The sequence below is a fragment of the Hyalangium gracile genome (assembly GCF_020103725.1).
GTDB lineage: Bacteria > Myxococcota > Myxococcia > Myxococcales > Myxococcaceae > Hyalangium > Hyalangium gracile.
In genome coordinates, this window is the sequence record NZ_JAHXBG010000030.1 from 116,498 (window position 1) to 139,861 (window position 23,364).

The following is a 23,364-nucleotide window of genomic DNA, read 5'->3' on the forward strand; positions in this document are numbered from 1 at the left end:
GGGGCGCGCGTTTTCTGGGTGTGGAAGGGGAAGGGAACGATCCTCATGGCGGCGGCGAAGAACAACGGATTGAGGTTGCGCATCACGGGGCCGGACGGGTCCACGATGGAGACCATCGCGGACGCGGAGAGCATCATCGTCGGCTCGGGTGCACAGGCGGCGGTGAAGATTCCGGACCCTAGCGTCTCCAACCTCCACCTGATGTTGAAGGTGGACAAGGACGGCGGGGTGACGGCGATTGATCTCGGCAGCGAGTCCGGGACGCAGGTGGGCGGGCAGCGGCTGATGGTGCCCAAGCCCCTGGCGTCCGGAGACGTGCTGACGGTGGGCGCATCCCGGGTGGAGGTGCTCTTCGGAGAGGCGGAGCCGCCGGCGCCCAAGGTGCCGGTGGGCGCGCAGGTGAGCGGCAGGGCCTTCCAGGGCTCGGTGACGCAGCGCACGCCGGCGCCTCCGGCCAGGCACGCGGCGCCCGAGGTAGTGGTGCCGCCGTCGAGCCGGACGCTGACGCCTCCGGGGCTGCGGATGAAGGGGGCGGCGACGACGCCGGTGCCCCTGCCGACGAAGAAGCCGGAGACGCCGGCCCACCTGCAGGAGCCGCTGCCGCCGGACGCCGTGCCGACGCCCGAGGCCAAGGTGCTCCAGGTGGCGATGCTCTGGGGCGACCAGATCCTCGAGGTGCAGCACTTCCGGGACGGGGTGCCTGTCACCATCGGCGAGGCCAAGAAGAACTTCTTCCACGTCTTCACGTCCGAGGTGGGCGCGCGCCACGTGCTCGCGGTGGCCCAGGGCGACAAGGTGGAGCTGCGCGTGCCCGCGGGTGGCGGCGTCTTCGTCACCACTCGGGGCGATGTGCGGACCAAGAGCGCGCTGCGCGCTTCCGGCCAGCTGGCGCCGTCGGTGGCGAGCCAGGGCCAGGTCCTCTCGCTGGGCCTGCACGACCGGGCGGAGGTGTCGCTCGGGACGATCTCCTTCGTGGTGCGGTACGTGAGGCCGTCGCCAACGGTCCAGGTGAACACGCTGAACGAGGCGGACTTCACCTACTTCAAGATCGCCTGCATCACGGTGATGGCGGCCGCGGCGGTGGTGGCGGCCATGCTGCTGACGCCGCGCTCGGAGCTGCCCACGCCGGATGACATCCTCCGGGACCAGGAGCGCGTGGCGAAGTTCCTCATCAAGCCCGAGCAGAAGGTCGAGGTGAAGAAGCTGAAGCTGGCCGGGGTGGAGGAGGGCGCCAAGGCCAAGGACGAGGAGGGCAAGTTCGGCAAGGAGGAGGCGAAGAAGGCCGAGGCGGATCCCTCGAAGCCGGGCACTCCGGTGGTGGACAAGACCAAGCGCGAGAAGGACCGCCAGGTGGTGGGCAAGGTGGGTCTGCTGGGCGCCTTCAAGGGCCTGAAGGGCGGCGCCTCGGATGTGTTCGGGCCGGGCGGCCTGGGCACCGGCATCAACAACTCGCTCGGTGGCCTGAAGTCGGGCGCGGGGCTGGGGGATGCGCAGGGCGTGGGTGGCCTGGGCTCTCGCGGCAACGGCACGGGCGGTGGTGGCACGGCGCTGGGCATCGGCGGCCTGGGCACCAAGGGTGACGGTCGCGGCACCGGTGGCCGCGGCGGCATCGACCTGGGTGGCAAGGGCAAGGCGACCACGAAGATCATCCCTGGCAAGACGACGGTGGTCGGCGGTCTCGACAAGGAAGTGATCGCCAAGATCATCCGGCAGCACCAGAACGAGATCAAATACTGCTACGAGTCCGAGCTGAACAAGAACCCGAGCCTGGCGGGCAAGGTGGCGGTGGCCTTCACCATCGACCCGGCGGGCGCGGTGGCGGACGCCTCGGTGACGGAGACGACGCTGAACAACTCCACGGCGGAGAACTGCATGCTGTCGCGCATCCGCCGCTGGAAGTTCCCGGAGCCCAAGGGCGGCGGCGTGGTGGCGGTCACCTACCCGTGGCTCTTCTCGCCCGCGGGTACCGAGGAGTAGGGCTCGGCCGTCTGGCTCGGAGCTGAAGTGTGAGAGCCTCCGGTGCGCCTCAGGGTGCCCGGGGGCTCTTCTCTTTGCGGGCCGCCTCGGGGGCTCGAGGCGGAGTCGTGGGATGGATGACGTTCGCCCTGAAGAAGTTTCACGTCGAGCGTTGCCGACGTGCGGGAGGCGTCATTAACGTCCAGCGCCGCTTCGGGATGTTCCTGGGAGGGCCTGCGTCGGGAGGTACTGTGAGGAAGTTCCTGCTGGTCGCCGCGCTTGCGCTGTCCACCTCTGCCCTGGCGGGTCCGCCGCCCGAGGGCGTGGAGTTCAAGCCTCGTCGCGGCTTCTTCACCGAGACGGACATCGGGATGTTCTTCACGCTCGGCGGGGAGAACACGTACTCGAACGCGCAGTCGTACCTGCAGCTCGGCGTGGGGTATGACCTGACGGAGACGATCTCGCTCGGGCTGCACTTCGGGCTGGGCTCGTCCGCGGCGAACTGCTTCGCGGGCTACCTGCCGGACTCGGACATCTGCGCCCTGTCGGACAACTTCACGGTGGCCTTCGGCGACATGACGGCCGCGTACCACGTGCGGATGACCGACCGGCTCTACCTGACGCCGAAGATCGCGGCGGGGTACACGCGGCTGGATCCGGCGCCGGTGGACGTGGACGGGGATCCGGGCCGCTCCATCAACGCGCTGAACGCGGGCGTGGGCATCGGCATCGAGTACGGGACGATGATGGACCACTTCTCGGTGGGCGCGGACTTCCTGGCCCGCTACATCATCGGTCCGAACATCCCCACGTTCGCGCTGTTCCCTCGCGTGAAGTACACGTTCTGAGGCCTGGGCGCCGGGTCGAACCGGCACCGTCCGAGCCTGGAGACGCCGACCGTCCGAGCCGCGAGACGGTCAGCACCTCCCGCAGTACGTAACAGGCTGATTTCACGGCGGCCGTGCGCTGGCGTCGGGCCTGCAATGGGTCCCCGGGTCTCACTCACCCGGAGAATCCATGCAACCGATTCGTGATGTCTCGCAGCGCAACGCCTGCCTCGCCGATGACCCGGAGGGAGCGGCGTCGCGGACCACCACCGCGTATGTCGTCCAGAAGGGCGACACGCTCTCGAAGATCGCCGCGGGTCTTCAGCGGCAGGGCCTGGTGGGAAGCACCGCGGAGCTCGTCCGCCGGATCCTCACCCTCAATCCCCAGATCAAGGATCCGAACCGGATCGAGAAGGGCGACACGCTGCAGTTGCCCGCGGTCCCCGCGCAGGCGCCTCAGCGGCAGGCGGAGTCGAAGCACAACCGCCTCGAGGGCTACTTCGTCCGCTTCCCGATGACGCCGGCCTACCTGCCGCCGCTCCTGGCGGAGAAGAGCGGGCCGAGCTTCTCGGCGGGCCTGGCGGCGATGACGGGCAAGGCGCCGGCCCCGGCTCCAGCGGCTTCCTTCCTGCGCACCGACGGCAAGCCGTTCCCGACCTCCCAGGATGGGACCCCGCGGTACAAGCAGCGCGACATGGATGCGGGCGGCAATTGGGGGGACCGGTACCTGGGAGACAAGGCTGCGGAACCCAAGCGCATCGCGGACAAGGGCTGCGCGTTGACGTCCGTGGCGATGGCTCTCAGCAAGCTCTCGGGAGAGACGATCACCCCGGGAGTGCTGGATGCCTTCCTCGACACGCATGACGGCTACGTTGGCAACAGCCTCAAGTGGGCGACGGCGGGGCAGGCGACGCAGTCGCCCATCTCGGTGACGAAGACGACCACCTGGAACCTGGACGCCATCGACAAGGAGCTGGATGCGGGGCGTCCCGTGGTGCTGGCGGTGGACTACAAGGTGGGCAGCAGCGGTGGCAATGTCGGCACGGACCACTGGGTGTGCCTCACGCGCCGGGGCACGGACGGGGTCTACTTCGCCAACGATCCGGCCACGGGCGCGGAGATCCGGTTCCAGAAGCAGTCCGATGGGCAGTTGCAGCAGATCAATGAGAGCGGAGGCTCCCCGCCGAAGCCGTACCGCAGCTCGGGCGAGTTCGCCACCTTCAGCAAGGCGGTGCAGTCATGAGGGAGCTGGTGAGCCTTGCCCGCTTCCTCCTCGTTCTCGCGGCGATCCTGGCGACGGAGGCGCTGGCGGCTCCATCCTTCACATCCGTTTCGGCGTGCGTCCACCCAGGTGCCAGGCAGTGAAGGAACTGTCGGGAGAGGTCGGATGGACCGGCCTGCTCCAAGCACCTATGAGGGTTGTCATGCACCGAATGCTGGGGATGAGCACGAGCCTGATCGCGGTCCTGCTGACCGCGTGTGGAGAGGCGGTGGAGCCCCCTGCGCCGCCTCCCGCTCCTCCCACGTACCACCGGGACATCGCGCCGCTGGTCCAGGAGAAGTGCGGGAGCTGCCACTCCGAGGGAGGGATCGCGCCGTTCGCGCTCGGGACATACGAGGAGGTCTTCGCGCTGCGCGGAGCCATCAAGGGGGCCGTGAAGGCACGCATGATGCCGCCGTGGATGCCGGGCAAGGACTGCACGGAGTACCTGCAGGATCGCTCGCTCTCGGACGAGCAGATCGCGCTGATCTCGCGCTGGGTGGATGAGGGTGGAGCGGAGGGAGACCCCGCGGAGGCCCCTGCTGGAGTGTCAGTGCAATCGGGAGGGCTCTCCCGCGCGGATCTGACGCTGGCGATGCCCACGGAGTACTCACCAACGCAGACGCCGGATGAGTACCGCTGCTTCATCCTCGACTGGCCGGAGACGGCGGTGCGCTACGTCAGCGGGTTTCGCGGCAACCCGGGGCAGCCCTCGATCGTTCACCACGTGATCGCGTTCCTGGCGAAGCCCGACGAGGTGGCCGCCTTCCAGGCGTTGGACGCGGCGGACCCGAACCCGGGGTACAGCTGCTACGGAGGCCCAGGCCGGCCGGGAAACACGGTGTCGTGGCTCGGCAGCTGGGTGCCGGGCAGCGGCGGCGCGGACTACCCCGCCGGCACCGGCATTCGAGTGGATCCCGGCTCCAAGATCGTCCTGCAGGTCCACTACAACCTGAGTGGGGCGAACGCGGCGGCCGATCGGACCTCGGTCTCGGTGCGGCTGGAGTCCTCGGTGCAGAAGGTGGCCATCATGCAGCCCTGGGCCAACCCGAACTGGATCGAGGGGGACAACATGCCCATCCCCGCGGGGCGGGCGGATGTGCGGCACCGCTTCTCGTTCGATCTGGTGCCTGTGCTCTCGCAGCTGACGCGAGGGGTGTTTCGCAGCAACGAGCCCATCACCGTGTACGCGTCCGCGTTGCACATGCACACGCTGGGGACGTGGGGCCGGATGGAGATCGAGCGAAGGACCGGGGGCAACGATTGCATGCTCCACATCCCGCGCTGGGACTTCCACTGGCAGGGCAGCTACCAGTTCACCCAGCCCAAGGTGGTGAAGGCGGGGGACCGCATCGCCATCGAGTGCCACTGGGACAACAGCCTGCCCATTGCGCAGGATGTACGGTGGGGTGAGGGAACCAACGATGAAATGTGCCTGGGAACCTTCTACATGACCCAATAGTCGTAGAGATAGGTCATTGGATTGGACTTCTAGCCTTATTTCCTGGGGGATAAGGCTAGAGGGCTTGAAATCTACCAGTGTCATCGCCATGATGCGTCGCGTCGGCTCTTGAGCTGGAGGCGCAATGAAGAAGTGGTTGGCGATGGCTGTCCTGGCAGGCGTGGGAGTGTTGGGCCTGGTCGTGGAGCCGGCGGCCCAGGTGAAGCAGGGTGGCCCCATCAACGCCGCGGACACGGCGTGGATCCTCACCGCGACGGCGCTGGTGCTGCTGATGACGCCGGGCCTGTCGTTCTTCTACGGCGGCATGGTGCGGCTGAAGAACGTGCTGTCCACGCTGATGCAGAGCTTCATGGCCATGGCGGTCATCAGCCTGCTCTGGGTGGTGGTGGGCTTCAGCCTCTGCTTCGGAGACAGCTTCCACGGGCTCATCGGAGATCCGCGAACCTTCTTCATGTTCAGCGGCGTTGGGGGCGAGACGCATCCGGATCTGGCGCCCACCATCCCGCTGCTGCTCTTCGCGCTGTTCCAGCTGAAGTTCGCCATCATCACACCCGCGCTGATCACGGGCGCGTTCGCCGAGCGCGTGCGCTTCAAGGCCTACGTGCTGTTCATGGTGCTCTTCAGCCTGGTCATCTACGCGCCGCTTGCCCACTGGACGTGGCACCCGGAGGGGTTCCTGCGCAAGTGGGGCGTGCTCGACTTCGCGGGCGGCACGGTGGTGCACATGTCCGCGGGCTTCGCGGCGCTGGCGGGTGCGCTGGTGCTCGGGCGCCGGCAGGTGCACCTGGAGAACGCCTCGCATACGCCCGCCAACCTGCCGTTCGTGCTGCTCGGGACGGGCATGCTGTGGTTCGGGTGGTTCGGCTTCAACGCGGGCTCGGCGCTGTCGGCCTCGTCGCTGGCGACGCTGGCGTTCGCGACCACCAACACGGCCTCCGCCGCCGCCATGCTGGGGTGGCTCGCCTTTGACTGGCTGCGCGGCCGCAAGCCGAGCGCCATGGGGGCCTGCGTGGGCGCGGTGGTGGGCCTGGTGGCGGTGACTCCGGCGGCCGGCTTCATCACGGTGGGCCAGAGCATCATGGTGGGTCTGGTGGCGAGCCTGGTCAGCAACGCCGCCGCGCACTTCAAGAGCCGCACCGCGGTGGACGACACGCTGGACGTGTTCCCCTGCCACGGGCTGGGCGGTGTGGTGGGCATGGTGCTCACGGGCGTGCTGGCCAAGGATGTGGGGCTGATCCACGGCGAGACGCGCACCTTCCTCATGCACCTGCTGGGGCTGGTGATCGTCTCCGTGTTCTCCTTCGTCGGCTCGTACCTGCTCTACAAGCTGGTGGACCGCATCGTCCCGCTGCGCGTGACGAAGGAGCACGAGGAACTGGGGCTCGACCTGAGCCAGCACGGCGAGACGGTGGGGGAGACGGCCGTCGCGCCCGCGGCGAAGGAGGCTCCGCGCGCCGAATCCGCTTCCAGCACCGGCTCCCAGTCGTCGGTCCCGCTCCCGGCGTAAGCGGAGCGGTGGCGAGGCGGCAGGCGTCAGCGACGCTCTGCCGCGCAGGATGTCAGAGGTAGGGTCCATTCTCGCTGCATGAGCGAGTGGACGGGCGGGCAGTGGGAGGCGGGGCTTGCGACTACCGAGTGGACACAGCATCCTGGGCGCATGAGCGACCAGCCTCCTCGGAGTGGAGCGGCATACGAGGATCTGGAGAAGCTTCCACCCAACGTCATAGGTGAGTTGGTGGGTGGCGAGCTGTACGTCAGCCCGAGGCCTGCCTCACGGCACGCCTTGGCCACGACAGTCCTGGCAGACGAGCTGGTCGGGCCGTTCGGGCGAGGCAAAGGAGGCCCGGGAGGCTGGCTGCTCCTGTTCGAGCCCGAGCTGCACCTGGGGCAGGACGTGCTGGTTCCGGATCTGGCGGGGTGGCGCCGTGAGCGGATGCCCGAGATGCCGGACACCGTGGGCTTTACGCTTCCGCCCGACTGGGCCTGCGAGGTGCTCTCTCCCTCCACGACGGTGCTGGACCGGGGACGGAAGATGGGCGTCTACGCTCGCGAGGGCGTGAAGCACCTGTGGCTGGTGGACCCCGCGGCTCGGATGCTGGAGGTCTACCGGCTTGAGGGCGGGCGGTGGCTGCTGTTGGGCACGCACGTAGGGCAGGTGGAGGTACGTGCCGAGCCCTTCGAGGCACTCGCGTTGGAGCTGGGCGCTCTCTGGGCTCGCTGAGCTCCAGAGCACCCTCCGGGTTCTCCACCGAAACGTCTCCGGGGGCTCAACGTGGCAGAAGCACCACGCGAGCCCCTGAAGCGACGAATTCGGGGCCGCGCTCGTCCCGCTACGCCTCTTCGCGCTCCTCGCGCTTGCGGTCACGCTCGGCGCGGTAGCGCTCGCCCACCGCGAGCGCCTTCTTGCGCAGGCGCACCGACTTGGGCGTCACCTCCACCAACTCGTCGTCGGCGATCCACTCCAGCGCCTTCTCCAGCCCCATCTCTCGCGGCGGGGTGAGGATGACGTTCTCGTCGCGGCCCGCGGCGCGGATGTTCGTCAGCTTCTTCTCGCGGCAGCAGTTGACGTTCAGCTCGGAGGGGTGGGCGTGCTCGCCGATGATCATCCCCTCGTACACCGTCACGCCCGCGCCCACGAACAGCGCGCCGCGCTCCTGGATGCTGAACAGCGCGTAGGGCACCGTCTCGCCCAGGCGGTCGGACACCATCGCCCCGTTGCTGCGCTTGGGGATGTAGCCGAACCACGGCTCGTAGCCGTCGAACTGGCTGCTCATGATGCCCTCACCACGGGTAATGGTGAGGAACTCCGAGCGGAAGCCGATCAGCCCGCGCGCCGGAATGCGGAACTGGAGCCGCGTGCGGCCCGAGCCCAGCTGCACCATGTCCGCCATGCGGCCCTTGCGAGGCCCCAGCCGCTCGGTGACGGTGCCCACGCTGTTCTCGGGCACGTCGCACACCAGCAGCTCCATCGGCTCGTGCACCTGGCCGTCGATCGTCTTCGTGATCGGCTCCGGGTTGGAGGCCGTCAGCTCGTAGCCCTCGCGGCGCATCGTCTCGATGATGACGGCCAGCTGGAGTTCTCCACGGCCCACCACCCGGAAGGCATCCGGCGTCGCCGTGTCCTCCACGCGGATGGCCACGTTGCGGTAGGACTCGCGGTACAGGCGCTCGCGCAGCTGGCGCGAGGTGACGTACTTGCCCTCCTTGCCCGCCAGCGGCCCGTCGTTCACCCGGAAGATCATCATCATCGTGGGCTCTTCCACGGTGATGCGCGGCAGGGCCACCGGCTTCTCCGGATCGGAGATGGTGTCTCCGATGGAGATGTCCTCGATGCCCGCGATGGAGACGATCTCTCCCGGGCCCGCGTCGGCGATCTCGGTGCGCTTCAGGCCCTGGAAGCCGTACAGCTTGACGATCTTCCCCTTCTCGATCTTGCCGCCCTCACGTACCACCGCCACCGGCATGTTCGGGGTGAGCTTGCCCGACAGGATGCGGCCCACCGCGAGGCGGCCCACGTAGTCGTCGTAGTCCAGGTTGGCCACCAGCAGCTGGGGCACGGTCTGGTCACTCTGGGGCGGGGGAGGGATGTGGTCCAGGATGGCCGAGAAGAGCGGCTCCAGCGTCTTGCCGGGCACCTCGAGCTGCGTCGACGCCTGGCCCTGACGCGCGATGGTGTAGAGCACCGGCATCTCGAGCTGCTTATCGTCCGCGCCCAGGTCGATGTAGAGCGAGTACACCTGATCCAGCACTTCCTTGGCGCGGGCGTCCTGGCGGTCGATCTTGTTGATGACCAGCACCGTCTTCAGGCCCATGCCCAGCGCCTTGCTGAGCACGAAGCGTGTCTGGGGCAGGGGGCCCTCGGCGGCGTCCACCAGCAGGATGACGCCATCCACCAGGCGCAGGCCGCGCTCCACCTCGCCGCCGAAGTCCGCGTGGCCCGGCGTGTCGATGATGTTGATCTGCTTGCCCTTGTAGGTGACGGCCGTGTTCTTCGCGAGGATGGTGATGCCCTTCTCGCGCTCGAGGTCGTTCGAGTCCATCACGCGTTCAACGACGGCCTCGTTGGTGCGGAAGATGCCCGCCTGGCGGAGCATGTGGTCGACGAGGGTGGTCTTGCCATGGTCAACGTGGGCGACGATGGCGACGTTACGGATGTTTTCGCGAGCGATCATACGGACGAAGATTCTGAGCTGAAGGAACAGGGCCTTCCGTGGAACAGGAACTCCCTGAATCCCACCGGAACGCACGAGGCGGGGGCTTATATGCCGCAGCCCCCCCCGTCCGCAATGAACGCCGGTACTTTGAGGCCCTCGGACCTCACTTTCCTTCGTTTTACCGGGGTGTCACATCCTGCCCGGGGGGCAGACGGGGGCTCGAGGGCACGTGGATGCCCAGCCGGTCGCGCAGGAAGCGCTCGATCCGCAGCTCCACCAGCTCGCGGTACTCCAGCGGGGTGGTGTGGGTGCCCAGGGGGACGAGCATCAGCTCGGAGCCGGGGATGTGCTCGGCCATCTTCCGGGACAGCCAGGCCGGGGTGAACTTGTCCCGCTCGCCGGCGATGATGAGCGTGGGCACGTCCACGTGGGGCAGGTGATCCCACGCGGTGTGGTTGGCCATCGAGTCCAGCGTCCGGACGAAGACCACGGGGTCCATCTTGGCCAGGTGCTCGAAGTAGGGGGCGAAGTCCTCACGGGAGAGCAGATCCCGGTTCACCTCGACCGTGAGGGCCACCTGCATGGCCAGCTCCGTCCGCAGCAGCGAGTGGATGAGGCGCCCGGCCCGCTCGGGGTAGCGCTCCACCAGGTGGCGGATGATGGGGAAGACGCGCTTGAGGTAGGTGGAGTCGTGGAAGGTGTCCAGCGGGTTGCCGTAGCTGCCGCAGATGAGCACCAGCCCCCGGACGCGGTGGGCGTAGCGGCGGTGGAACTCCAGCGCCACCTGCACGCCCATGGAGTGGCCGAAGATGACGCCCTGCTTCACCTCCGCCGCGTCCATCAGGCGGTCCAGGTCCTCGCAGGTGTAGAGCATGCCGACGCGGGAGCGATCCCTCGGCAGCCCCGAGCGGCCATGGCCGCGGTAGTGCCAGCGCAGCACGCGGTGGTACTTCGACAGGTAGGGCGTCAGGTACTTCCAGGCGAAGCCATCGCAGCCCAGCCCGTCGCACAGCACCATGCCGGGCTCGCCGTCGCCGAGGACCTGGAAGTACAGCTCGGCCTCGTCCGGGACACGCAGGTAGTCCTGCCGGAAGTAGTGGCTCATGGGCTCAGTCTTCCGCCCCTTCGGTGGCGTCCGACCCCCGGTCCAGGCCGTACTTGGAGATCTTCAGGATGAGGTTGGAGCGGCTGATGCCCAGCTCCCGGGCCAGCCGGCTCTTGTTGTACTGGGTGCGCACCAGGCCGCGCTGGATCATCTCTCGCTCCAGGGCCTCCACCGCCTCGTTCAGCTTGCCGGTGGCGCGCACGGGCGACATCAGCGTGGCGCCCCCGGGCACCACCGCGTCGCGGATGCGGCTGGAGATGAGATCCGGGGGGATGAGATCCAGATCTCCTCCGAGCACCAGCAGCCGCTCGATCTCGTTCTCCAGCTCGCGGATGTTCCCCGGCCACGCGTAGGCGTGGAGGATGGCCAGCGCCTCCTGGGACAGGCCTCGGGTGCGCTGGTTCTCGCGGTGGTGCTTGCGCAGGAAGTGATCGATGAGGATGGCCAGGTCCTCGCGGCGATCGCGCAGGGCCGGCAGGTGCAGGCGGATGACGTTGATGCGGTAGTAGAGGTCCTCGCGGAACTCGCCCTTCTTGACCAGCTCGCCCAGATCCTTGTGGGTGGCGGCGATGACGCGCACGTCCACCTCCTTGGAGTGGTTGCCGCCCACGGGGATGAAGGTGCCCTCCTGCAGCACGCGCAGGAGCTTCACCTGGAGCGCGGCGGACATGTCTCCCACCTCGTCCAGGAAGAAGGTGCCGCCGTCGGCCACCTCGAACAGGCCCTTCTTGTCCCGGAGCGCGCCGGTGAACGAGCCGCGCGTGTGGCCGAAGAGGGCGCTCTCCAGCAGGTTGTCGTTGAAGGCCGAGCAGTTCTGCACCACGAACGGCTTGTCCTTGCGCGGGCCGTTGTGGTGGATGGCGCGCGCCACCAGCTCCTTGCCGGTGCCGGACTCGCCGTTGATGAGCACGGTGGAGTCCGAGTTCGCCACCTTCTCCATCAGCTTGAACACCTCCATCATCGCCGTGGAGCGCCCGATGATCTTCTCGAAGCGGTAGCGGTCCGACAGCTCGTTGGAGAGCGAGTGGATCGTCTCGTCCTTGCGAGACAGCTCCGCCTCGTAGCTGGCGATCTCGTTCACCGCGAACTCGAGCAGGTCGGCCAGCTTGCCCATCTCCGAGGCGTCCATCACCGGCACGCGCGCCACGGCGCGATCCAGGTCGGTGTCCACCGGGGTGAGCTCGCGGATCTGCGACTTGAGCACCTCCGCCTCGCGCTCGCCGGGCGGCTGCCGGGCGAACCCTTCGATGAAGAGCATCCCCTCGTACTCGTTGTCGATGTAGAGCGGGGCGCCGATGATGGTGAAGTTCAGGTGGCAGTCGTGGGTGAGGGCCCGGCGCAGGCGCTTGCTGCTCTTGAACTTCTCGTGGAGCACGCGCACCGACTGACTGCAGCGACGGCTGCCCTCCTTGGAGAGGAGCGACAGGCGGCAGAAGTCATTGGGGGGCGGGATGATATCGCCGCGCTGCCACTCCTGCACCACCCCATGCTTGTCCGCGAAGACCAGCTCCGCCTGCCACCACTTGCGGATGACCTCCTTGAGCATGATGATGGTGTGCAGGTTCTGGTACTTCTCGAATTCCATCCCGCTCCTCGTGCCCATGTCCCGGGCCAGGACATCTCGAGGCTGCCGAGTGTCCGAATTTCAGCCGATGCTCATATACTGAGAGCGGCGCGCTGTCCGCAGGGTTCTCTCCCGTGACTACATCGGCGCATACCCGACGCGGTTCGAGGCAGGCCCACAGTGGCGGACATGGGCACGATCATGCCGGGCATGACCATGACCATGACCACGGGCATGGGCACGGGCATGGGCACGGCCATGGGCACGGACACCCGCCTCGGAGGCCGGCCAACCTGGCCGACGAGCGGCGCAAGGACCGGAATCGGCTGCTGTTCGCGCTGATCCTCACGGCGACCATCGCGCTGGCGGAGGCGGTGGGCGGCTTCCTGACGAACTCGCTGGCGTTGATGTCCGACGCGGGCCACATGCTCACGGACGTGTCCGCGCTGGCGCTGAGCCTGCTGGCGCTGTGGTTCGCGGGCAAGCCGGCCGACCTGAAGAAGACGTACGGGTACTACCGGATGGAGATCCTCAGCGCGCTGTTCAACGGCGTGCTGCTGCTGGGGATCACCGGAGTCATCCTCGTGGAGGCCTGGGAGCGCTTCCGCGCGCCGGCGCCGGTGCAATTGGGCCCCATGGCGGTGGTGGCGACGGTGGGTCTGGTGGCGAACCTGGCGGCGCTGGGCTTCCTGCACCGGACGCACTCGCTCAACGTGCGCGGGGCGTTCCTGCACGTACTGGGGGATGCGCTGTCCAGCGTGGGCGTGCTCGTGGGCGCGGGGATCATGGCGCTGACGGGCTGGTTCATCGTGGATCCGCTCATCTCCGTGCTCATCTCGGTGGTGATCGTGGTGGGGGCCATCCGGCTGGTGCGCGACGCGGTGGACGTGCTGCTGGAGGCGGTGCCCGCGCACGTGGACCTGGAGGCGGTGAGGGAGCTGCTGCTGAAGGTCCAGGGCGTGAGCGCGGTGCACGATCTGCACGTGTGGACAATCTCCAGCGGGCTGTACGCGCTCTCGGTGCACCTGGTGGTGGTGAACGCGCTGGCGTGCAACAACGACGAGATCCTCTCGGCGGTGAAGCACGAGCTGTTCGACCGGTTCGGCATCGATCACACCACGATCCAGATCGAGAGCGAGGCCTACGCCCACGTGGGCGAGGTGCACTGAGGCTCCCCGAGGGGCATCCAAGCGGTAGGGAGACGACGCTCGGTGCTCAGTTGTCTTGCAGAGGCCGAGGAGTCGGACCATCCTCGGCGGCCGATGACTGTGCTGGACAAGGTGCTGGCGCTACGGCCAGCGAACGCGGTGGCGCGGCTGGGGCAGGGCTCCCGGCTGCCGCTGCTCAGCCCGAGCGAGCTGCTGCGGGCGCTGGAGGGGTCTCCGGCGGCGCTGCCCTGTGTGCCCGTGCGGGCCAAGGCGTCCGTGCCTGGGCTGCTGGCGGCGGCGAGGGCGGAGGACTCGGTGCTGGGGCTGGCGTGCTCGCACCCGCTGGCGGACCGGGGTGCCACGGAGCGCTTCCTGGCCACGGTGAGGGCGGCGGCCGCGGAGGCCGAGCACTCGCGCCCCATCTTCCTGCAGGCCGGGCCGGTGCGGGTGGCGAAGCCCAAGCCGGAGGGGCTGGCGGTGCAGCAGGAGGCCATCTTCCGGCTGGTGGATGATGGGTTCTCCCTGGTGTCGCTGGACGTGTCGCGGCTGGAGGCGAGCGCGGCGGTGGAGGTGGTCCGGTCGCTTTCCTCGCCGCTCCGGGAGCGGGAGCTGCCGCTGGAGCTGACCCTCCCGATGCCCGCGCGCGAGAGCGAGAGCCTGACGGACACGGCCCGCCCGCTGCTGGCGGGGCTGCGCAAGGGCGGGGTGCCGGTGCGCTTCCTGCGGGTGCCGGCGGCGGTGTTCGGCGAGGAGGATCTGGACGTGGGGCTGCTGCACCTGCTGGTGGAGCTGGCCACGGAGTTCGGGGTGAGCGTGACGGTGGCGGACGTGGGGGAGCGCTCCCTGCGATCGCTGCCCACCTTCGTGGCGGCGGGGGTGCGCAAGGTGGACTGCGCGGGCCCCTTCGAGCGGTTGGCGCTGGCGGCGTGGCCGGCGGACGCCCGGGCCATCGTGGAGCAGAAGGCGGAGGCCACGGGGGTGCCCCCGGGCGAGCTGCTGGGGCTCATCGAGGAGCAGCTGCAGCCGCTGGAGGACTCCGCGCGCGACAAGCTGGAGGCGCTGTCCTTCACCGAGGCCACCGAGGTGCTGTCCCTGCTGGGGGTATCGCGGACGGGCTGGCGCTCCATGGTGTGGCTGGCCGAGAACCGGGGCGATTGAGCCGATGCGAATCGTCGCGGGCAGTGCGAAGGGGCGGGCGATCCAGGGGCCGAAGACGACATCCCGGCACATCCGCCCCACGGCGGACCGGGTGCGGGAGACGCTCTTCAACGTCCTGGGCCAGTGGCTGGAGGGGCAGGCGGTGTTGGATCTCTACGCGGGCACGGGGGCGCTGGCGCTGGAGGCCCTCTCCCGAGGGGCGGGCCGGGCGGTGCTGGTGGACTCGGACCGAGAGGCGCTGGGGCTGTGCCGGCAGAACACGGACACCCTGGGGTTCACCGCCCAGGTGGAGATCCTGGGCCAGCCGGTGGCGAAGGCGGTGGAGGCGTTGGGCCGGCGGGGCGAGAGCTTCGAGCTCATCTTCGCGGACCCGCCCTACGCGGCGCGGGTGGTGGAGACGGTGCTGGAGCAGGTGGGGAAGGCAGGCTTGGTGGCGCCCGGAGGGCTGCTCGTCATCGAGCACGACAAGCGCGAGCCGGCCCCGGATTCCCACGAGGGCTTTGCCCGGGAGGACCAGCGCCGGTTCGGGGACACGCTGGTGAGCTTCTACCGCATTCCTTGACCGACCCCCGAGGGCGTCCGAGACTCCTGCGCCATGCCTGTGGCCATCTATCCAGGTTCCTTCGATCCGCTCACCAACGGGCACGTCAGCCTCATCCAGCGCGGTCTGCAGATGTTCGACCGGCTGATCGTGGCCATCGCGGTGAACCCGAAGAAAGTGCCGCTCTTCTCGCTGGAGGAGCGGCGCGAGCTCATCCGCCAGGCCTGCCCGGACGAGCGGGTGGAGGTGGACGCCTTCCAGGGGCTGTTGGTGGAGTACGCCAAGAGCCGACAGGTGAACGTGCTGATCCGTGGGCTGCGGGCGGTGTCGGACTTCGAGTACGAGTTCCAGCTGGCCAACATGAACCGCAAGCTGGCGCCGGGTATCGAGACCGTCTTCATGATGACGGGTGAGGATTATTTCTACATTTCTTCACAGCTCGTTCGGGAAGTGGCGTCATTCGGGGGGGATGTGACGGGCCTGGTGCCGGACAACGTGCACGCGAAGCTGCGGGAGAAGTTTGCCCGGAAGCCCTGAGACGCTCAGTAGATCTTGTCGGCCCGGGTGCACTCGCGGTACCACCCGGACATGCAATTGGCACAGCGCATCAAATCCATCAAGCCGTCCCCCACGCTGGCGCTGAACGCACGCGCGAAGGCGCTGGCGGCGCAGGGCGTGGACGTGGCGGGGTTCGTGGCGGGAGAGCCGGACTTCGACACGCCGGAGTTCATCAAGCAGGCGGCGATCGACAGCCTGAAGGCGGGCTTCACGAAGTACACGCCGACGGCGGGCATCCCGGAGCTGCGCGAGGCCATCTGCGCGAAGCTCCAGCGGGACAACCAGCTCACGTACGCGCCGGATCAGGTGCTGGTGTCGGTGGGGGCGAAGCACTCGCTCTACAACATCTTCCAGGCGCTGCTGAACGAGGGTGACGAGGTCATCATCTTCACGCCGTACTGGGTGAGCTACCCGGACATGGTGCTGCTGGCGGGCGGCAAGCCGGTCTTCATCGAGACGCGCGAGGAGAACGGCTTCGCGCCGGATCCAGAGGCCATCCGCCGCGCTCTGACGCCGCGCACGCGGGCGGTGGTGATCAACAGCCCGAGCAACCCCAGCGGGGCGGTGTTCTCGCGGGCGGCGCTGGAGGGCATCGCGGCGGCGGTGCGCGGGCATGACTGCCTGATCATCAGCGACGACATCTACGAGAAGCTGCTGTACCAGGGGGAGTTCCTGAACATCGCCAACGTGGCGCCGGACCTGTTCCCGCGGCTGGTGGTGGTGAACGGGATGAGCAAGGCGTACTCGATGACGGGCTGGCGCCTGGGGTACGCGGCGGGGCCGAAACCGCTCATCTCGGGCATGCAGATGATCCAGGACCAGTCGACGTCAAACCCCACGTCCATGGTGCAGAAGGGGGCGGTGGCGGCGCTGAAGGGCCCCACGGAGTTCATCACCAAGATGGTGGAGGAGTTCCGGGCGCGGCGGGAGCTGATCGTCTCAGGGCTCAACGCGCTGGACGGGGTGCGCTGCCGCACGCCGGAGGGCGCGTTCTACGTGTTCCCGGACGTGCGAGGGCTGCTGGGGCGCACGTACAAGGGCGCTCCGGTGGGGACCTCGAGCCGGCTGTCCGAGATCCTCCTGGACGACTTCCGGGTGGCTGTGATGCCGGGCGCGCCGTTCGGGGCGGAGGGCTTCCTGCGCCTGAGTTTCGCCACCTCGCGCGAGGTCATCCAGAAGGGCCTGGGACGGATGCGCGATTTCGTCGCGGCTCTCAGCTGAAGAACACGGACCCACGATCCTGGATGCACAGGTCGCGGGTCCCTCGTCTCGGCGCGGGTCCCCCCATCAGCGGATGGGTCCTCCCGCGCCGGCCGTCCCGCTCTCCCTCGCTACACGGCTCCGCTCGTCGGCCAGCTCCACACGAGCCTGTATGGTGCGTTGGCCCAGTACGTACGGAACCCACAGCGCCAACAGCTTCCACACGGCAATACCCGCGTTGGACAGCAGTCGGTCCACCTGTTTCACTCCGTGCTTGCCCTGAGCCCCTCGGGCCAGCGCCACCGCTTGGCCGATGGCGTACACCGACAGGCTGGCCGCGTGGATGACTCCCAACGTGGCCAGCGCCAGCGACAGCACGCGCTTGGCGTGCAGATCCTCTCCGAAGAGGCCTTCGAGGCAGGTACGCACCTGCTGCTCAGGGATGGCGGAGGAACTCACCGGCCACGTAGTATGCACCGCACCCTACCTGGCGCATCAAGCGTTCAACTCGGCGCTTGTCTGCTTGCCCGCAAGATGAGGGGATGCCTCAGGGTGTTTTGATGAGAATTCCAGTCTCGAATGCTGTGTGAGTCCGAGCGACCGTGAAGGCTTGATCGAGTTCTTGGGTGCGCAAAATATCGATCCAGGGCGCACTGCGCTTTGCTTTCTCGCATACTGCGAAGGTGAATCCTCTTTCTTGAGCTAGTTGGAGATCTTCTGCGGGTGGGTTCAGTGAAGGGTCGGACATGTGAGAGCCTTTGCTACGGGCGCATGCCTCAAGGCGATGCGAAGTTGGTGGCACAGCGCATGGCGCAAGACGTCCAGCGGGTGCTCGATCAACGACTGCTGCCCGTGGTGGTGCTTACCGACGGTGAGCCGGAGATGATGAACCTGCTTGAGCAGGTGTTGGCCGCGCACGTGCCCAAGGCCACGCGGATTAGGATTCTTTTGCTCCAAAGCTGTGATCCCATGCCGAGAGTGTAACGGCGCACTCTTTTTCGAGTTCGGGCCATTTTCGACGGACTTGATTAAGCACCTCGGTTAGCCGATCGCGGCTATCGTACGGGAAGGAGTCTCGCATCAGTAATGCAATGCGAGCTTTTTCTATATTGTCTCCTTCTAGCCATTGTTGTCTTGCCGAGATGATTTGGGACGCCATCTCTTCATCGAGGGCCCACATGAGTTCCTCAAGGATCTCCGCAAAGCCTTGGTCGGGTAGTGCTTGTGCGCGTCTTGAGAAGAGGAAGTCAGCAATGTTCTCCATTTGGGCTCCTTTCTAATTTTTTCGACGATAGGTAGTTGTAGTTGCCGAAGACGTATTCGACAAGGGTGTTCCCGCAGTCCGTTTGGGGACTCCGAAAGAATGGATTGATTCTAGTGGGGCAGATTCAATGAATTCAAACCCCGCGTCCTCCGCTACTTCAGGTTTTACTGCCTTGGCGTACTTGTTCGCTGGGGACCCAGAAACCTTTAGCAAGCCGCCTGGTCGCGTGACACGTGCGATTTCCTGGGATACTGGCCTGAAGCCATAAGGGTTAATGGCATGCACTTCGTCAAAGTATGATGCTGGAAATGGTAGATCGTTCGCATCCGCAACAATATCCACCCCGGGAAGTTTCTTGATATCCACGTTGACCGCACCGGTCATCGGGTTATCTCCCGAGCCGAGATTCAGAATGCGCTTGGGATAAGCCCTTGCGAGTGCCTCATAGCTTTGTGGCAGTTCTCCGTTCTCACCTGCTGCGGCGGCGCTGTGAGCGCTTCCCCCAGATGGACTCTCCGTCGCTTGTGTGACGCTCTCGTGAATGGAGCCGAGCCTGCCAGACGTTGCTGTGCTTCCGATGGGCCGCGCCGCCCGAATGGCGGTGCCAGCACCAGTGACTACTTCGGTTGCTCCTTCCTGCAAGCCATAGGCTGCAGCGTTGCCTAGATCGTCGGCGAGGCCTGCTATAGTGGAGTATGCTTTGCCTAGAACAGCCCCTCCTGCGCCCCCGAGGATAGAGCCTACTCCAACCTGTATGGAGACCTCGTGCAGGCTTACGGATGCGCGGCGACCGCTGCTGACATCAATGGACTGTGTCACTAGAGAATCACCACCACCCATTACGGCCCCGCCAAAAACTCCTCCAATGGCAGTGGCGAGGACAGTTCCTGCGCCTAGGCTGGTGGCTGCTGCTGTTGCGACACCTCCAGTAGCGATTGACAGTCCAGCAACACCAGCACCTGCAGTACCTGAGAGTGCAACCTGTCCCCATTGAGTTCTCGACGTGGCATCCGAGAACGAAACGGCTTTGTTCTGATCGGCCTGCTTGAAGAAGTTCAGTTCTGCGCTGATGAGTGCTGCGCCAATGATGATCAGCGGGATGACTTTACCGCTCGGATCGGTGTACACTGCAGGGTTGTTTGCGGCGTACACGTATCGGTGCAGGTTCGGAGCGGCAGTCGGAATCAATTCGAGCGGGTCTCTGCTGATAAAGCGACCCAGTTCGTTGTCATAGTATCTTGCTCGTGCGTACGTGAGTTCAGTCTCTACGTCGAACTGGTGCCCCGTATAGCCGAGCTTGAAGTTATCGGCTGAGGGAGCCGTTTCTCCAATGTGACTCCCCCACACGTCGTACTTCCTTGCGGTCATTACCCTGCCAGTTGTGGAGGTGGCGTCGGACACGCTGCCTAGAGCATCGTTGCTCAGGAAGTTCGTAGTGGTGCAAATAGACGTGTTGTCGCTAACAGCCAAGGCCTCATGGGCATAGTGATAGCGGCGCATTGCTTGGCGAACTGTGTCTTTTTCTTGGAGAACGAAGTCGTCATCTAGCACGTACTCGACGTTCTCTAGTGCTGTGCGGCGCCAGGTTCGCTGGAGGTTAGCATCGTAGTCGTAGCGCCCCGTCTCCAGATTGTTGTCGTGCACCACTGTCAAAGTGTTGCGGATGTCCCATGAGAAGGACCGAATGCGCGAGGAGGAGATGAAGGAGGTGAGATTGCCGTTAGCGTCATAGCTGATTTGACGTTCCCTCGAACTGTCCAGTCGATCGGCAAGGCGAATCAGCCAGTCAACACGGTTGAAGGTTCCGGAGGTGTCGCGCGCGAGTTGACCTGCAGGTAGCGAGTCGAAGGCGTCAGGCCCCAGTGATGAGACAACGGAAGAGGAGGCGTCTCGCTCTCCAATGCGATTGCCGACAGCGTCCAACTGGTAGAGGACCGCGCGACCATCTGCGTAGGCTACGCCCGTGAGCCTGTCGAGGGCGTCGTAGCCGTAGGTGGTGGTCTCGGGAGCAGCGATCGACCCTGTATCGGGTCGAGTGCGTGTCTCTATCTGGCGCAGACGATTGCCATTGAAGTCGTAGACGTAGACGAAGCGACTTCGTAGCGTGCCCTTGGGCGTGCAGTCTTCGGAAACGGCCCCTTGGGCCAGGACGAGTTGGGTGATTTGGCCAGCAGCGTCATAGCACCGCGTTTCCGTCAAGCCGTTGGGCAGTTCCGTGTTCTTCAGCAGCGAGTCAGGCCAGTATTTGAAGTAGGTTGTCCCCTCGGGAATCGTCGCTTGGGAGAGCCGGCCTAGCGCGTCGTACTCGTAGTTCGTCGAGATATTGTCCGGATCTGTAATGCTCTTTCGCCGCCCCGCTGCGTCGTAGGTGAAGGCGATGTTCTTATTCGAAGGGAGTGTGGTGCTCTCAAGCCTGTCGAGCTTGTCGTACGTGTGTGTGGTGTGCTGCTGAGCGACAGTGCTCGCATCGGTCCGTTTGGTTTCGATGATGTCGGTGAGATTGCCGTTGGCGTCGTACGTGAAACTCTGCGCCTCGATAGAGGGGAAGGCTCTCGGCAGAGCGTGGTTCGAGTAGGTGCGTGAGGCCAGGCGGTCCAACAATCCATAGACGGAGGCTGTTACTTGCCCCTTGGCGTCGGTGAAGGTCTTGAGGTTGCCGTTGGCGTCGTACGTCGAGCGCCAGGTAAGGGTCCCCACGTCGGACAGGGTCTCGGCGCCTGGTTCGAAGAGCGGCAGGGTGGTTCTGTGCGCCGCAGTCAGCCGCAAGTGCGCGTCGAGGTGGACGTGCTCGGCGGTGCGATGGCCGAGTGCATCGAACTCGAACGTCGAGAGGTTCCCGTTGGCATCCTGCTTCGCCACGAGGTTGCGTGTGGCGTCGTAGACGAAGGAGTAGTGCCCTTCCAGCGCATCGACCACGTCCGTGAGCTTGCCTACCTCGTCATAGGTGTAGCGGGTGACGTGGGTTCCTGTGCAGACCTGATCCCGGATCTGCTCCACCGTGAGGCCCGTCGCCTGACCGTGCCTCAATGTCGGGTGGCCCAGCGGGCGCTTCACGCACAGAAGGTTGCCCGTGGCGTCATAGGCGCTTGCCGTGACTCGCTCCAGGGCATCCTCGGAGCGCACTTGCCGGTTCAGGTCGTCGTAGGTCCAGCGGTTCGTGTAGGGCTTGCCTGGGTCTCTCGGGCGCAGTGTGGAGACCAGGTTGCCGACGGCGTCATAGGTGTGCCGGGTTGTTGCCGCTTCCGGCGTGCCTACTCCTCGTGTCTCCTCCAGCAGTCGACCCGCGGCGTCGTAGCGGTAGCTGCTCGTGTGATGGTTAGGATCGATCCGTGTCACCGCCAGGCCTGCGGCGTTGTAGGTCGTAGACTCAGTGCGGATCGTGTTGCCGAGGCCTCGCATCTCGTTCACCCGCCGGCCCAGGCCATCATGGAGACGCACGGTGGGAATCTCGCGCCGGTCCACCAGGGTCTCGCTGCGTGCGGCATCGTCGTACGTATTGGTCTGGGTGTAGCGTGCCGTGGGCTGGTTGATGTCGAAGTCCTGCTGCTTCGTGAACCTTCCCGCAGCGTCATAGTCGTAGCGGGTCGTGTGTCCCTTGGCATCGCGTGCGACTCGCAGGTTCTGCGCGTCGAAGCGGGACTCGCGAACATGGTTCAGTGCGTCATGCACGCGCACCTCGCGATGCAGGCCGTCCTGGACGTGAATGGTTTCAAACGTGCGAGCGTCCCGCTCCACCACGCGAACCAGACCGGTGTCGGTATCAGGCGTATCGAGGTACAGGCGCTCCAGCGTGGTGAGCGGTGTGCCTCCTCGGGAGATGCTCTCCACCAGCCGCTCGAGCGCCGGCCGGCCCGCGACGTCGTAGCCCGTGGTCCGGACGATGCCGCGACCATCCGTCTGCTGAATGGCGTGACCCTCGCCGTCATAGACGAAGGACTCGATGACGCCCATGGGCTTGCGCCGCTCCAACAGCCTCCCCAGCGCGTTGTGCTTCTCCTCGGTGCGTCGGTTCAGCGCGTCCACCTGGGCTGCCAGGTGGCCGTGACTGTCGTATTCGAAGCGGGTGGTCAGCCCGAGCGCGCTTCCCACGCTCGAGTCATCCGGCGTGCGCCCCAGTGTGCCGCTCGGCTCGCTGGCCGCGTCCACCGTCTGCTGGTAGGTCCGGTCCAGGTCGTCCTTGAGGACCACCGTCAAGAAGCCGCGGGCATCCTTCGTCGCGACCGCGTTCTGCGCGTCGGCGTAGGCCATCCGCGTTTCGTAGGTGTCCGTCGCATTCCCCAGGCTCTTGAATGTCTCCTTCACCTCGACGGGACGGTTCAGCCCGTCGTACCGCGCCGTGCGACGACGCTGCTCGATGCCTCCCGCCAGCCAGCGCTCCACCTTGGGGTTGCCATTGAGGTCGTATTCGCGTCTCTCCTCTCGGCCCACCGGATCCACCGTGCGCACGAGTCGGTTGGCGAAGTCGTACTCCATGCGCGTCTCGTGGGCGTTTCCGTCCACACTTCGCGTCTTGTTGCCCACCAGATCGAAGCGCGCGAGTGTCTCGTAACGCTGAGGTGGCGCATCCATGTCCGGCCCAGGCACGCTCGGGCTCTGCACGCGCACTACGCGATACAGCGAGTCGAGCCCGTAGTTCGTCCGATGGCCGTGGATGTCTGTCTCGAAGGCCCGGTTGCCTGCGGCGTCGTAGCCATACGTGGCCACCACGCCCTGCTGCCCCACAATGCCTTCCACTCCATTCTGCGCCAGGAAGGCACCTCCCACCGCAGGGGCTATGCTCACGCGCACGGGCCGGTCGGCGAAGTCATAGTCCGTCTTCGTCTCGACTCCCCGCCGGTCGGTGACGCTCACCCGATTGCTGGCCTCGTCGTAGCCGTAGCGCGTCTCGAGCGGGCTCGACAACCCTCCGCCTGACTCCGTGACGCGTGTCACGCGATTCAGCGCGTCCAAGGTGTAGAGGCGCTCGAAGTGCGTGGCCGGGTGGTACTCTCGGCGGAGCTGGCCTTCGGGGTAGTACTCGCGCTGCTGCACCACCGATGGGGAGGCGCCCTTGCTGTTCACGCGAATCACGGTGGTGGGGCGGTCCAGTCCGTCGTACTCCTGCAGCGTCTTGTGTCCAAAGGTGTCGGACTCGGACAGCAAGCGCCCTCTGCCGTCGAACTCCCG

The 23,364-nt window shown here is 66.3% G+C and carries 17 protein-coding genes; 11 read left to right on the top strand and 6 right to left on the bottom strand.

Annotation, left to right across the window (positions count from 1 at the left end):
• Window positions 1–45 precede the first annotated feature (45 nt).
• The 6 genes from KY572_RS39845 to KY572_RS39870 all read left to right on the top strand — a co-directional run bounded on the left by KY572_RS39845 (window position 46) and on the right by KY572_RS39870 (window position 7,727).
• On the top strand, window positions 46–1,977 hold the full coding sequence (locus KY572_RS39845; RefSeq protein WP_224248970.1) for a TonB family protein: 1,932 nt from the start codon (window positions 46–48) through the stop codon (window positions 1,975–1,977).
• 197 nt (window positions 1,978–2,174) lie between these two features.
• Window positions 2,175–2,804 carry an adventurous gliding motility protein CglE gene (gene cglE / locus KY572_RS39850; RefSeq protein ID WP_263452369.1) on the top strand — a complete coding sequence of 210 codons (630 nt, stop codon included), beginning with the start codon at window positions 2,175–2,177 and terminating at the stop codon, window positions 2,802–2,804.
• Between the two features lie 169 nt (window positions 2,805–2,973).
• Complete coding sequence (locus KY572_RS39855; RefSeq protein ID WP_224248972.1) at window positions 2,974–4,026, top strand: C39 family peptidase; 1,053 nt, start codon at window positions 2,974–2,976, stop codon at window positions 4,024–4,026.
• Window positions 4,027–4,207: 181 nt separating this feature from the next.
• Entirely contained in the window at window positions 4,208–5,506 is a 1,299-nt protein-coding gene (locus KY572_RS39860) for a monooxygenase (protein ID WP_224248973.1), read from the top strand.
• Between the two features lie 124 nt (window positions 5,507–5,630).
• Window positions 5,631–7,013, top strand: coding sequence for an ammonium transporter (locus KY572_RS39865; protein WP_224248974.1), 1,383 nt, complete (start codon window positions 5,631–5,633; stop codon window positions 7,011–7,013).
• 150 nt (window positions 7,014–7,163) lie between these two features.
• The gene (locus tag KY572_RS39870; protein WP_224248975.1) at window positions 7,164–7,727 is read left to right on the top strand and encodes a Uma2 family endonuclease; all 564 of its coding nucleotides are present in this window, start codon (window positions 7,164–7,166) and stop codon (window positions 7,725–7,727) included.
• A 109-nt stretch (window positions 7,728–7,836) separates the two neighbouring features.
• Here KY572_RS39870 and typA read toward each other — a convergent pair whose 3' ends face one another.
• From typA to KY572_RS39885, 3 genes are all read right to left on the bottom strand, one after another.
• The gene (typA, locus tag KY572_RS39875) at window positions 7,837–9,678 is read right to left on the bottom strand and encodes a translational GTPase TypA (RefSeq protein ID WP_224248976.1); all 1,842 of its coding nucleotides are present in this window, start codon (window positions 9,676–9,678) and stop codon (window positions 7,837–7,839) included.
• A 160-nt stretch (window positions 9,679–9,838) separates the two neighbouring features.
• Window positions 9,839–10,765 carry an alpha/beta fold hydrolase gene (locus tag KY572_RS39880; protein WP_224248977.1) on the bottom strand — a complete coding sequence of 309 codons (927 nt, stop codon included), beginning with the start codon at window positions 10,763–10,765 and terminating at the stop codon, window positions 9,839–9,841.
• Between the two features lie 4 nt (window positions 10,766–10,769).
• Window positions 10,770–12,350: a sigma 54-interacting transcriptional regulator gene (locus tag KY572_RS39885; protein WP_224248978.1), complete on the bottom strand. Its 1,581-nt coding sequence runs from the start codon at window positions 12,348–12,350 to the stop codon at window positions 10,770–10,772.
• Between the two features lie 113 nt (window positions 12,351–12,463).
• Between KY572_RS39885 and KY572_RS39890 the strand changes: the two genes are divergently transcribed.
• From KY572_RS39890 to KY572_RS39910, 5 genes are all read left to right on the top strand, one after another.
• Entirely contained in the window at window positions 12,464–13,498 is a 1,035-nt protein-coding gene (locus KY572_RS39890; protein ID WP_224248979.1) for a cation diffusion facilitator family transporter, read from the top strand.
• 93 nt (window positions 13,499–13,591) lie between these two features.
• Window positions 13,592–14,635: a hypothetical protein gene (locus KY572_RS39895; protein ID WP_224248980.1), complete on the top strand. Its 1,044-nt coding sequence runs from the start codon at window positions 13,592–13,594 to the stop codon at window positions 14,633–14,635.
• Between the two features lie 4 nt (window positions 14,636–14,639).
• Entirely contained in the window at window positions 14,640–15,197 is a 558-nt protein-coding gene (gene rsmD / locus KY572_RS39900) for a 16S rRNA (guanine(966)-N(2))-methyltransferase RsmD (protein ID WP_224248981.1), read from the top strand.
• 33 nt (window positions 15,198–15,230) lie between these two features.
• Complete coding sequence (gene coaD, locus KY572_RS39905; protein WP_224248982.1) at window positions 15,231–15,713, top strand: pantetheine-phosphate adenylyltransferase; 483 nt, start codon at window positions 15,231–15,233, stop codon at window positions 15,711–15,713.
• Window positions 15,714–15,764: 51 nt separating this feature from the next.
• Entirely contained in the window at window positions 15,765–16,955 is a 1,191-nt protein-coding gene (locus tag KY572_RS39910; RefSeq protein WP_224248983.1) for a pyridoxal phosphate-dependent aminotransferase, read from the top strand.
• Between the two features lie 66 nt (window positions 16,956–17,021).
• Here the strand turns inward: KY572_RS39910 and KY572_RS39915 are convergent, their stop codons facing one another.
• From KY572_RS39915 to KY572_RS39925, 3 genes are all read right to left on the bottom strand, one after another.
• Window positions 17,022–17,393: a hypothetical protein gene (locus KY572_RS39915; RefSeq protein ID WP_224248984.1), complete on the bottom strand. Its 372-nt coding sequence runs from the start codon at window positions 17,391–17,393 to the stop codon at window positions 17,022–17,024.
• Window positions 17,394–17,871: 478 nt separating this feature from the next.
• Window positions 17,872–18,198 carry a hypothetical protein gene (locus KY572_RS39920; RefSeq protein ID WP_224248985.1) on the bottom strand — a complete coding sequence of 109 codons (327 nt, stop codon included), beginning with the start codon at window positions 18,196–18,198 and terminating at the stop codon, window positions 17,872–17,874.
• Between the two features lie 12 nt (window positions 18,199–18,210).
• The gene (locus KY572_RS39925) at window positions 18,211–23,340 is read right to left on the bottom strand and encodes an RHS repeat-associated core domain-containing protein (RefSeq protein WP_224248986.1); all 5,130 of its coding nucleotides are present in this window, start codon (window positions 23,338–23,340) and stop codon (window positions 18,211–18,213) included.
• Between the last annotated feature and the right edge of the window lie 24 nt (window positions 23,341–23,364).

What these genes read in the sequence shown, in the direction of transcription:
- KY572_RS39910 (WP_224248983.1), top strand. Translation starts at nt 15,765, where the DNA reads ATGCAATTGGCACAGCGCATCAAATCCATCAAGCCGTCCCCCACGCTG.
- KY572_RS39880 (WP_224248977.1), bottom strand. Translation starts at nt 10,765, where the DNA reads ATGAGCCACTACTTCCGGCAGGACTACCTGCGTGTCCCGGACGAGGCC.
- KY572_RS39920 (WP_224248985.1), bottom strand. Translation starts at nt 18,198, where the DNA reads ATGGAGAACATTGCTGACTTCCTCTTCTCAAGACGCGCACAAGCACTA.
- KY572_RS39865 (WP_224248974.1), top strand. Translation starts at nt 5,631, where the DNA reads ATGAAGAAGTGGTTGGCGATGGCTGTCCTGGCAGGCGTGGGAGTGTTG.
- KY572_RS39845 (WP_224248970.1), top strand. Translation starts at nt 46, where the DNA reads ATGGCGGCGGCGAAGAACAACGGATTGAGGTTGCGCATCACGGGGCCG.
- coaD (WP_224248982.1), top strand. Translation starts at nt 15,231, where the DNA reads ATGCCTGTGGCCATCTATCCAGGTTCCTTCGATCCGCTCACCAACGGG.
- KY572_RS39860 (WP_224248973.1), top strand. Translation starts at nt 4,208, where the DNA reads ATGCACCGAATGCTGGGGATGAGCACGAGCCTGATCGCGGTCCTGCTG.
- KY572_RS39885 (WP_224248978.1), bottom strand. Translation starts at nt 12,350, where the DNA reads ATGGAATTCGAGAAGTACCAGAACCTGCACACCATCATCATGCTCAAG.
- typA (WP_224248976.1), bottom strand. Translation starts at nt 9,678, where the DNA reads ATGATCGCTCGCGAAAACATCCGTAACGTCGCCATCGTCGCCCACGTT.
- KY572_RS39895 (WP_224248980.1), top strand. Translation starts at nt 13,592, where the DNA reads ATGACTGTGCTGGACAAGGTGCTGGCGCTACGGCCAGCGAACGCGGTG.
- rsmD (WP_224248981.1), top strand. Translation starts at nt 14,640, where the DNA reads ATGCGAATCGTCGCGGGCAGTGCGAAGGGGCGGGCGATCCAGGGGCCG.
- KY572_RS39870 (WP_224248975.1), top strand. Translation starts at nt 7,164, where the DNA reads ATGAGCGACCAGCCTCCTCGGAGTGGAGCGGCATACGAGGATCTGGAG.
- cglE (WP_263452369.1), top strand. Translation starts at nt 2,175, where the DNA reads ATGTTCCTGGGAGGGCCTGCGTCGGGAGGTACTGTGAGGAAGTTCCTG.
- KY572_RS39855 (WP_224248972.1), top strand. Translation starts at nt 2,974, where the DNA reads ATGCAACCGATTCGTGATGTCTCGCAGCGCAACGCCTGCCTCGCCGAT.